Genomic DNA, 11,255 nt, shown 5'->3' on the forward strand with positions numbered 1-11,255 from the left:
GGCGGCATGGTGGAACACACCGGGCGTCACCGCGCGCACCACATAGGCCAGGCGGAAGGGGGCACGGCCGGACCAGTCCACCGCAGCCAGGAACCGGTCCTGCCGGAACTGGGCGGTCTGCACCTCGTCCTCGACCACATCAAGCCAATCCAACGCGCGGATGTCGCCGCCGCGCAACAGGTGCGGATTGTCGATCTCGAACCCGGCGGGCAGCGGGTCGGCCACCATCAGGCGGCCGCCGCCATTGTCCCAGGGTGTAACGGTCAGCACGGCGACAAGGCGGGTGCCCTGGGTGATCACGGCGGGATCGGCCGGATCACCCTCCATGGTGAAATAGCGCCGTTCGATCGTGTAGCCGGTGCCCCCCGCAGGTTCCGGCACTTCCGAGACGCCGGTGGAAGTCAGAGTCAGTGTCACCGGGGCATTCCCGGTATTGGCGATACGAGCGGCGCCGGACAGGGTGTCCTCCATCACCGTAGCCAGCGGCCCGGTCAGCGGCGCACCGTTCAGGGTCAGACCCTGCGCGGCGGTATCGTCAATCAGCGCGCTGGTGGCCATGAGCGACCAGGTGGCCTCCTGTGTGGACAGGGGACCGGCGCCCTCGGCCACGCGTGCGATCAGCGCCTCGCGGTCCACCGTATCGCTGCCCGCCTCTGTCGCCAGGGCCAATACGGCGGCGGCATCGCGCAGAGAGGTGCCGTAATCCACGCGCCAGAGCTGGCCGGCATCCCGCGCCCCGGACGCCTGCCGCATTGCCTGCGCGAACATGCGGTCCGCGCGCGTCTGATCCCCATAGGCCGCCAGGGCCGCGCCCATCTGGGCCGAGGCAAGCGGAGTGGAGAACGCCCCGCCCTTCACATCGGCATAATAGCGCAAATCCCCCATCGCCGCGGCACCTTCGCGCGCAAGCACATAGAGCGCATAGGCTATCGCCTCGCCGCCTTCGTCGAAATCCGAGGCGTAGTTCACCCGATTGCGAAGATTGTCCATGGCACGGCGGAAAGCACCATCCGGCACCGTATGTCCCTTTGCACGCGCCCGCGACAGGAAGTCCGAGACATAGGCGTCGAGCCACAGATCCCCGCTTGCCGGGCGCCAGAGCCCGAAGCTGCCGGAACTGGCCTGATTGGCAAGGACACGGGAAATGGCATCTGCAATGCGATCCTGTACATCGACACCATCCGCCAGCCACATCGCCCGGGCCACCGGGCCGAAATACAGAAGCGGCAGGGCGCGCGAGGTGATCTGTTCAGTGCAGCCATAGGGGTAACGGTCCAGCCGTGCCAGCAGCGCGGGCACGTTGATGCGCCCCAGCGCGCCGGCGGCAAGCGTCGCCCGCCCGCTGCCCGGGATCAGCCCGGCAAAGGCATTTTTGTCCAGGGTAAAGACATCTCCCGCCGCCAGCTCGAAGCGCGAGGTTCGGCTGACCTCGGGGTCCAGCGCCTCGACCGGCAGCATCAGCGTCTTGGTCAGGCGGCTGCCGTCCGGGGCCAGCAGGACCAGGTCGATACGGTTGAGCCCGGCCGCGGCGGCGGTGACTGGCAGGGACAGGGCCAGCTTGCCGCCCTCACCCAGGCTCAACCGGTCGGGCACGGCGGAGGTATCCACGGCCACCCCCTGCCCCTCGACCGACAGCTGCACATCACCCGACGGGCCATCCGCATGCACCAATTCCAGGAGCAGCCGCGCGCGATCGCCCGGTTGCAGGAATCGTGGCAGGGAGGCGGTCATGACCACCGGGTCGCGCACCAGCAGATCACCTGCCGCATTGCCCACGCCGTCCGCCGACCAGGCCATAGCCATCAGCCGGACCGCGCCGTTGAACTGCGGAAGGTCAAGCGTCACCCTGGCCTTGCCGTCCACGACCGGGATCGGGCCGAAAAACTGCGCCATCAGCTCTTCCGTGGGCGGGGGCGCCTGCATGCGTAGGGTGGCCATTGCGTCCCCGCCAGAGCGGATACGGCCCATGACACCCGCCTGCCCGTCGATCAGGCGGCCATAGAGGTCGCGCAGACCCAGCCCCAGACGGCGCTGGCCGAAATAGCGGTCCGCCGGGTCGGGATCGGCAAAGGAGGTGAGGTTCAGGATGCCCTGATCCACCGCGGCGAGGGTGACGAAGGCCGGTCCCTTGCCCGCAACATTCACGGTGACATCGACCGGGCCACGCGGACGGGCTTCGGCGGGGGCCTCCAGCGTCACAGCAAGGCGGCGCGCGCCGGGGTCCACGGCGGCATGGGCCAGACCCAGTGCCCGGGTGGGCGTTCGTGGTCTGGCTCCGTCGAGAGGCTGGACCAAAGTGGCAGCGACATAGGCACCTGCACCCCAGTCATCGGTCACGGGCAGGGTCACGAAGTTTTCGCCTTCGGTGAAATCAACCGGCTGCATGTGGATCAGCCGGTTGGACATGACCGTCACCACGCCCTTGCCGGCTGAACGCGGCACGACGCGCAGGGTCGCCGTGTCACCGGGCGCGTAGGCCGCGCGGTCCAGCGCAACCTCCAGCATGTCGGGGGTCGAGCTGGCATCGGCCACACCATACCATCCCGCATGGAACCCCGCCGTGGAGCGCACCGGAATGCCCTCGGCGGTCTCGACCACCAGCTCGTAGCGCCCCCAATCGACACGGGTTTCCAGGGCGACGGGGTCGGTCCCGGTGGTCAGGTTCCCACGCGCCACCGGGGTGCGGCTGTGGACCGCATCCCAGCGCCAGTTGCCGTCCAGGCGATACCATTGATAGCGCGTTTCGACCCGGTTCAGGGTCCAGTTGAGCGCGGTCTCGCCGGGCCTTTGCGTGGCATCCAGAGCGATCACCTCGAAAGCGGCGGTTGCACCTTCGGGCAGATCGCCGTCAAACAGCGGACGCAGGCCGATCACCGGGCCGGCGGCCTGCACCGGGCGGGTGATGCTGCGTTCGACCGGTCGGCCGGAGCCCTCGGTCACGCGGGTCACGACCGTCAGCTCCAGCGGGCTTCCCGGCGCAGTCATCCGTGGCAGGTCCACCGGCAGGGTGGCCAGACCGACGGCATCCGTCACCCCGTCACCAAGACTGCGGCGGGCCGGGGTCGGGCGGTCTTCGTCCGGGCCGAATAGATAATTGGGGAATGCATCGAGCCTGCGGGCCGCGCGCAGGATCACGTCGCCCTCGACGGGCAGATCGCCCCCCGGCGCGCCGAACAGGTAGCGCGCGACGATGCCCAGCCGGGGGCGGTCGCCCACGCGGATCACTTCAGGCAGGGAAAGATCGACGTCGATGCGTTCGGGCAGAAAATCCTCGACCAGCAGGGTGGTCGCCGCCAGCGCCGGGGCGTCGGGGTCGGCGAACATCTCCAACCGCCAGGTGCCGCGCGGGGCGGTGGCGCCGACAGGCATGGCAAAGACATGGCCGCCCGCCCCGACACCCCGGCTCAGGTGACGGGAATATTCCACCCCGTCGGGTCGGGTCAGAACGGCGGTGATCGGCAGACCGTCGATGGCGCGCGCCGCGCCGTCACGGGCCAGCGCGGTGGCATGGATCACCTCGCCCGCACGATAAGCCCCACGGTCGGTGGTCAGGAACAGGTCGATGGCGCCGGGGGCTGCGTGGCCTTCGACGCCGCGGTCCGACAGGTCGAAAGCGGGATCGGTCAGGGACAGGAACGCAATGTCGTCGCCCCCAGCCCGGGCCACGACGAGGGCGGGCGCTGCGGCTCCGCGGCCGGCGGTCAGGCTTTCGGAAAAACGCGCATAGCCATTGGCATCAGTCTGGACCGTACCCAGCACTTCGTTGGCACGGGAGATCAGCTGAACCTCGGCCCCGCCCATCGCCTGCGCCGTCCCCAGCGCGCGGGCAAAGACATGCAGCCCGTCCGCCCCCATCATCGTGGCAAGCCCGGTGTCCGAGATCACGAACCACTGCGTGGCGGGCGGATATTCGTATGGGTCGTGTCCCGGCACTTTGGCGATCAGCACGAAGACGCCAGGAGGCTGGTCGGCAATGGCCTCGCCCATCGGCAGGCGGGTCGTGACCTCGCGGTTCTGTTCGACCTGCAATTCACCGGTGCCGGTCCAGATTTCCTGCGCGGTGTTCTCGGCGAACCCGTCTTCCTCCCAAGGTGACAGGGACCGGCCAATCAGCCGCTCCTGCATCGACCGTACCAGGTTGCGGTCGGAAACGCGGTAGAGCGTCAGATCAACCGTCGGCGCATTCACCCCGACGACAGGCAGGCCAGCATCCGGGCTGGGCGGCAGCACATAGGCACGGCCAGGGAAATGAACCGAAGGTGCCCGATCGGCAACATAGGAGGTCAGCGTGACCGGCTTTGCCGTCACCTCGCCACTGGCGGCCGGCAAGCCCGCGCGGAATGTCAGGCGGGCGCGGGCGCCGTGGGGAATGCCCTCGACACAGAGCTGTCGGCCAGAGGCCACCACGGCCAGGCCGGGCTGATCCATCTGCACATAGGGCGTGTAGTCCACGTTGCTGGCCAGATCTTCAGAGAAGGTGGCGCAGATGCGCGGCGCGGCAAGGTCGCTCTGCACCTCGTCACCGGTGATGCGGAAACCGTATTTGCCAATAGCCGTATCCAGCGCGCGGTCAATGTCATCGCGCGGCGCAAGGGACTGGGCCAGACGCAGCGCCCGGATCATGTCGCGACCACGCTCGTTGGCCTCCAGCCCCTCGGCCAGAACTGCCAGGACCGAGGCACGCTCGGCCCTGCTGTCTGCGCGCAGATAGGCGTTGATCGCGGCAGACAGGCCCTGCTGCCGAAATTCGCGCTGTTCGCTGTAGCTGTTGGTCCGAATGGCAAGTGACAGCCGGGCATAGTCCAGCCAGGCCCCGGCGGTATCCCCCAGCGCGACGGCGGCGGCCATGTTGCGCGTCGCACCCGGCAGGTTGGCGCGGGCCTCGGCCTCGGCGGCGCGGGTCAGCAGGTCATCGAACTGCCACTCCCCCACGGCATATTCATGCGGCAGGTCGACCGCCTGGCGCCGGGCAAGGTCCAGGTCGCGGGCCGAGGCGAACCCCAGCTCGGCCGCACGTTCCCCGGCCATCGCAACAGCGCCCGGGCTCAATGTCGCGATCCGGGCGGAAAAGGCCCCGCCATAGGTTTCGGACCCGGCCATTTCGGACTTCAGGAAACAGGCGCCCGCGCGGGAGTTGAAGGTAAAGGCATTGCAGTCGCGACTCGCCAGACAGGCGGTTTCGCAGGCCATCTGCGTGGTGTCGAGAATCGACCTCAGATCGCCCCCCGGGAAATCCACGTCGTTGTAATAGATCACGCGCCGTTCGGGAATCGGCCCTTCCGCCCATGCCGGATGACCAAAACCCAAGATAAAAGAAATAAAAATCAATATGTTCCGCATGATGCCCTCCTGCGCCTCACCCATGCTGGCACGTGCAAGGTGAGTCGGGCAACGTCAGGATTTCCGGAGGGGACGCGTGATTTGAGCCCCGTTAACCGCGTATTCACCTTGCCTGTTCATTCTCCGATCCAACGGTGGCGCAGAACGCCCACCCACGCACGGAGACACGGGATGAGCCTGGACGAAACACTGGCCAAGGAACGTCGGGCCCGAATGGCGGCCGAACGGCTTCTCGCGCAGAAACAGGCCGAGCTGCACGAAGCCAATCGCAAACTGTCGCGCCACGCCCGTGCCCTGTCCGAAGAAATCGTCGTGAAACGCGAAGAGGTCGAAGAGGTCAAGGACGAGAACCTGCAGGTGCGCGCCGATCTGGAACGGGTCAGCAACGAGGTGGCGATCGCCAAGCGGCGGCTGTGGGAATCGGTCGAAACGATCCAGGACGGCTTTGCCGTATTCGACACGGACGGCCGCATGATCGCGGCAAATTCAGCCTACCTGGCACCCTTCGACGGGCTTGAGTGTATCGGCCCGGGTGTCAGCTATGACGACATGATCCAGATCCTTCTGGAGGAAGGCATCGTCGACATTGGCAAACTGACCCCGGCCACCTGGAAGGACGAGATGCTGACCCGCTGGGCGCAGGCCGAGATACCCGACAAGGTGGTCAAGCTGTTCAACGGCACCTTTCTGCGTCTCGTTGATCAGCGCGGCGCTTTGGGTGACGTGGTCAGCCTGGGGCTGAACATTACCGAAACCATCATGCGCGAGGAAGAACTGGAAGACGCCCGAAACCGGGCCGAAGCCGCCAATCGCGCTAAATCCGCCTTTCTTGCCAACATGTCACACGAAATCCGCACGCCGATGAACGGCGTGGTGGCCATGGCCGATCTGATGGCAGATGGTGATCTGGACGAGGAACAGCGGCTCTATATTGATACAATCCGCAATTCCGGCAATGCGCTCCTGGCCATCATCAACGATGTGCTCGATTTCTCGAAGATCGAGGCAGCCAAGGTGGTGCTTCATGCGGAACCCTTCGACCTGGAGCGCACGATCGTTGATATCGTGACCCTGCTGGGACCGAGCATACAGGAGAAGAAGCTGCAGGTTTCGATCGACTACGACCTGTTCCTCCCGACGCAGTACCAGGGGGATCCGATCCGAATCCGCCAGATTCTGACCAACCTGATCGGCAATGCCGTGAAATTCACCGCCGAAGGGCAGGTGCTGATCCGTGTGGTCGGCCTGCCGGTCGAACCCGGCCCGCGCCAGCGGGTCCATGTCACCGTCGAAGACACCGGCATCGGCATTCCGGAAGAGATGCGAACGCATATCTTCGGCGAGTTCAACCAGGTCGAGGACGAGCGCAACCGCAAGTACGAAGGCACCGGGCTGGGCCTAGCCATCACCAAACAGCTGGTCGAACTCATGGGGGGTGAAATCTGGGTTGAAAGCGAGGTCGGCAAGGGGTCCTGCTTCGGCCTTCACATTACCCTGCCGGTGCTTGAGGACGGGTTGGACCCCGTCCTGCCCGCCGGGTTGAAACACGCGGTCGTGGCAATGGACGACAACCTGCATCGCTCGATCCTGGAAAAGCGGCTGATCGCACTCGGCCTGTCGGTTGTCCTGGTCTCGACCCGCGAGGCGCTTGCGGCGGAAAAAGACCGCGCCGATGTACTGTTCATAGATCAGGATCTGACCGACCTGGACGGCGGGGCCCTGCCCGGCGAACTGGCCAAACGGGGCGCCCACGCGCCCATTCTGCTGTTGGCGCCGTTCTCTGGCGGGCGGGACCGCGTTTGCAAGGACCAGGTCGCGGGGGTGCTGACCAAACCGCTGACACGCCCGGACCTGACCTCGGCGCTGGCAGGGCTGCATCTGCATGAGGCCGGGCAGGCCGCCGGTCACATCCCGGCGCCGGAGCCGGGGCCTGCCTCCAGAGAAGCGGCCGAAACCGACGGTCCGCCGAAACCGACCCGTGCCATGCGCGTCCTGACCGTCGAAGACAACAAGACCAACCAGCTGGTCTTCTCGAAACTGGTCAAGGCGCTGGATATAGACCTGAAATTCGCGAATGACGGACGTGAGGCCCTTGCGGCCTGGGAAGAATTTCAGCCTGACCTCGTGTTCATGGATATCTCGATGCCCGTGATGGATGGCAAGGAAGCCACTCGCACCATCCGTTCCGCCGAACAGGCCAGAGGCCTGCCACCTACCCGTATTGTCGCGCTGACCGCCCACGCACTGACCGGGGACGGGGAAGAGATCATGTCGCACGGCCTGGACGCCTACCTGACAAAACCCCTGCGCAAACCGGCGATCCTGGCCGAGATCGAAAGCACCTGCCCAAACGGGGTACGCCCCCCCCTGCCTACCAAGGTCGCGGCTGTCTAGGTCAACCCTCGTCGTCGCGCAGAAAGACCAGATTGTCCCCTTCGCTCCGGTCCGGTTGGAACCGATATCCGCCAAGGTCGAAATCCTTCAGCGACTCGGTGTCACGCAGCCGGTTCTGGATCATGAACCGCGCCATGGAGCCGCGCGCCTTCTTGGCGAAGAAGCTGACCACCTTGGGCTGCCCCGCGCGCATTTCCAGAAAGGTCGGGGTTATGACCCTGAGCCCCAGGGCAGCCGGATCGACGGCTGAAAAATATTCCACCGAAGCGCAGTTCACCAGGACATCCGTGCCCGTCGCTTCCGCCCGCGCGTTCAGCTCCCGCGCAATCCGGTCGCCCCAGAAGGCATAGAGGTTCCTGCCGCGCGCATTGGCAAGCCGCGAACCCATTTCCAGCCGGTGCGGCGCGATCCTGTCCTGCGGGCGCAGGAGGCCATAGAGGCCCGACAGGATGCACAGGTGCGACTGGGCATAGCTCAGCTCCTCATCCTCAAGCGACGACGCTTCGAGCCCGGCATAGGTATCGCCCGCAAACAGTTCGATTGCCTGTTTCTCACCCTTGCCCGAGCCGAAGGCGGCAAAGCGTTCGGCATTCAGCGCTCCCAGCCTGGGCGAGATATGCATGAGCTTCTCCAGCTCGGCCCCGGTCAGACGCCCGGCGGTTTCGGCCAGGATTGCGGCCTGGTCCAGAAAGACCGGCGTGGTGCCGCCATTCACACGCGCAACTTTTTCGTCCAGCCGCTTGGCCGGGGAGACGGTGACGAGCATGCTCAGTCCTCTTCCTGCAGAACGGCCAGGAAGGCCGCGCCGAACCGATCGGCCTTGGCTTCGTTCATGCCCTGGATGCGGGCCAGTTCGTCCAGAGATCCCGGGCGCCGTTCGGCGATATGGCGCAGAGTGGTGTTGGTGCAGGACATGTATTTTCCAGTTCCGTCAGGGCCGCGGATCAGCCCGGTCTGGGTCTCTTCCAGACGGTCATACAGCCCACCCGCGCTGCGCCCGGCCAGACGGCGGCGGGTCGGGTGCATCTCGGGCACGTCGCCCGCAATAACCTCCAGAAAGGTCTGGCCGAAACTTTCCAGCTTCTTTGCCCCAACGCCCGAGACCTGCGCCATGTCGTCCAGGGTCTGCGGCCGGGTTTCGGCCATTTCGATCAGGGTGCGGTCGGTAAAGATGACATAGGCGGGCACACGGGCGGCTTCGGCCAGGGCGCGGCGCTTGGCTTTGAGCGCCGACAGGAGCGGTTCATCCTCGTCCGAGACCAGCCTCTTCACCTCCGGCCGGCGCGGGCCCTTCTTCAACGTGTCGCGGCGCAGCTCGACCGGTTCTTCCCCGCGCAAGACCGGGTGGGCCTTTTCGGTTATGCGCAGGGCGCCGTGGCGCTCCGGGTCCGGGCGCATCAGGTCCAGCCCCATCATCTGACGAAAGATCGCCTGCCAGAGCCGCTTGTCATGGTCACGCCCCACGCCAAAGGTCGGCAGGCCGTCGTGGCCACGCTCACGAATACGGTCGGTCATGGTGCCGCGCAGAATGTCGATCAGATGCCCCGCGCCGAAGCTCTCGCCAGTGCGCAGCGCGGCGGAGAGCGCCTTCATCACGTCCACCGTGCCGTCAAACAACTCCGGCGGGGTGTCACAGAGGTCGCAATTGCCGCAGGGTCCGGCCGTTTCGCCGAAATAGCCCAGCAGCTGCACGCGGCGGCAGCCATGCGCCTCGGCGAGACCAAGAAGCGCGTTCAGCCGCCCGTGATCCGCCGCGCGCCGTTCCGGGGGCGCGAGGCCTTCGTCGATCTGCGAACGACGCAGACGGATGTCCTCGGCGCCGAACAGGGTCAGGGTTTCCGCAGGCGCCCCATCGCGCCCCGCGCGGCCGATTTCCTGGTAATAGGCTTCGATCGACTTGGGCAGGTCGGCATGGGCGACCCAGCGGATGTCGGGCTTGTCGATTCCCATACCGAAGGCCACCGTTGCAACGACGATCAACCCGTCCTGCTGCTGGAACTGGCGCTCGACGTTGCGTCGGTCGTCGGGCTCCATACCCGCGTGGTAGTTCACCGCCTGATGCCCGGCCTCGCACAGGGCCCGTGCAAGGTTTTCGGTCTTCGACCGAGTGGCCGAATAGACGATGCCGGATTGCCCCTTGCGGGCATCGGCAAAGCGCAGAATCTGCTGGCGCGGCCCGTCCTTGGCGGCGAAGGCCAGGTGGATGTTGGGCCGGTCAAAGCCGCGCAGGAAGGCACGGGGCGCCTCGCCGTCGAAAAGTTTCTGGACGATCTCGGCGCGGGTTTCCTCGTCCGCCGTGGCGGTAAAGGCGGCCAGCGGCACATTCAGCGCGCGGCGCAGCTCGCCTATGCGTAGATAGTCAGGGCGGAAGTCATGGCCCCATTGGCTGACACAATGAGCCTCGTCCACCGCGATCAGCCCGACACCGATGCGGCGCAGCATGTTCATCGCACCGCCCGAGGCCAGCCGTTCCGGCGCGATATACAGCAGCTTCAGTCGGCCTTCGTTCAGCGCGGCAAAGACCTCGTCGGTCTCTTCCTCGGTATTGCCGGAGGTAAGCGCACCGGCCTCGACGCCTGCCGCTTTGAGAGCGCGCACCTGGTCGCGCATCAGCGCAATGAGCGGCGAAATCACCACCGTGACCCCGTCGCGCAGCAGGGCGGGCAGCTGGAAACACAGGGATTTCCCGCCACCTGTCGGCATGATCGCCAAGGTGTTTTCGCCCGCGCTCACGGCTTCGACGATCTCCTCCTGGCCGGGCCGGAAGGCGTCGAAGCCGAATACGGATTTCAACAGGTCAAGATCGCGGGGCATCGGGTATGGCTGCTCGGTTCGTTGGCGCAGACAATCCCATGCGCGGACCCCGGGGGCAAGCCTCAGGCGAAAGTATAGAGGTTGTTCTGCAACACGATGCGGATCGCGAAGAGGCCGATCAGCGCCACCAGAGGGGCAAGGTCAAGCCCGCCCATATCCGGCAGGAACTGGCGGATGCGGGAGTAGACCGGCTCCAGCAACCGGTTCAGCCCGTACCAGATCTGCGCGACGATCGGCTGGCGCAGGTTCAGGACCTGGAAGTTGATCAACCAGGACATGATGATATGGGCAATCATGATGAACCAGGCCACGTCGGCCACCAGCAGAAGGATTTCAATCAGCGATTTCATGTTCGGTCCCGTTCTGTTTGGCCATCCATCTAGGCGCGCCGGGGCGAAAGCACAAGTCTGACGCGAAGTCGCGATTGACGTCCGCGTCAAGTTTGGCCATGGCCGGGGCAAAGGAGCGCGCGCCATGTACCCCGTCTTTCGTCTTGCCAAGGAACTGTTCAAACATCGTAAACCCGATGGGTTGGGCCTTTTCGACATGCATGTCAGCCGGCACATCTGCTGGCCCTGGGATCTGGACATGTGGATGGAGCTGAACAACGGACGCACGCTGACGCTCTATGACCTCGGGCGGGTGCCGATGGGCGGGCGGGTCGGCCTGTCGAAGGCATTGATCGAAAGGAAATGGGGCATTGCCGT

Annotated in this window: 5 protein-coding genes and 1 pseudogene; 2 read left to right on the top strand and 4 right to left on the bottom strand. The window is 65.7% G+C overall.

Features of this window, described 5'->3' with window-relative positions; all coding sequences use genetic code 11:
• Nucleotides 1-5,256 (bottom strand): alpha-2-macroglobulin family protein (locus Q1V43_RS03705; RefSeq protein WP_300514056.1); only part of this gene is annotated, 5,256 nt, incomplete at its 3' end.
• 255 nt (nt 5,257-5,511) lie between these two features.
• Between Q1V43_RS03705 and Q1V43_RS03710 the strand changes: the two genes are divergently transcribed.
• Nucleotides 5,512-7,734: an ATP-binding protein gene (locus Q1V43_RS03710; protein ID WP_300514058.1), complete on the top strand. Its 2,223-nt coding sequence runs from the start codon at nt 5,512-5,514 to the stop codon at nt 7,732-7,734.
• Nucleotide 7,735: 1 nt separating this feature from the next.
• Here Q1V43_RS03710 and yaaA read toward each other — a convergent pair whose 3' ends face one another.
• From yaaA to Q1V43_RS03725, 3 genes are all read right to left on the bottom strand, one after another.
• Nucleotides 7,736-8,500 (bottom strand): peroxide stress protein YaaA, encoded by a 765-nt coding sequence (yaaA, locus tag Q1V43_RS03715; RefSeq protein ID WP_300514060.1) that lies wholly within the window; start codon nt 8,498-8,500, stop codon nt 7,736-7,738.
• Nucleotides 8,501-8,502: 2 nt separating this feature from the next.
• Complete coding sequence (recQ, locus tag Q1V43_RS03720; protein WP_300514062.1) at nt 8,503-10,548, bottom strand: DNA helicase RecQ; 2,046 nt, start codon at nt 10,546-10,548, stop codon at nt 8,503-8,505.
• Between the two features lie 62 nt (nt 10,549-10,610).
• Entirely contained in the window at nt 10,611-10,898 is a 288-nt protein-coding gene (locus Q1V43_RS03725; RefSeq protein WP_300514064.1) for a YggT family protein, read from the bottom strand.
• Nucleotides 10,899-11,022: 124 nt separating this feature from the next.
• On the opposite strand from Q1V43_RS03725, the pseudogene Q1V43_RS03730 reads away from it, so the two are divergent.
• Nucleotides 11,023-11,255, top strand: a pseudogene (locus tag Q1V43_RS03730) (thioeseterase); the annotation flags it as partial.

Source organism: Aliiroseovarius sp. (genome assembly GCF_030148435.1).
Classification (GTDB): Bacteria; Pseudomonadota; Alphaproteobacteria; order Rhodobacterales; family Rhodobacteraceae; genus JASBTN01.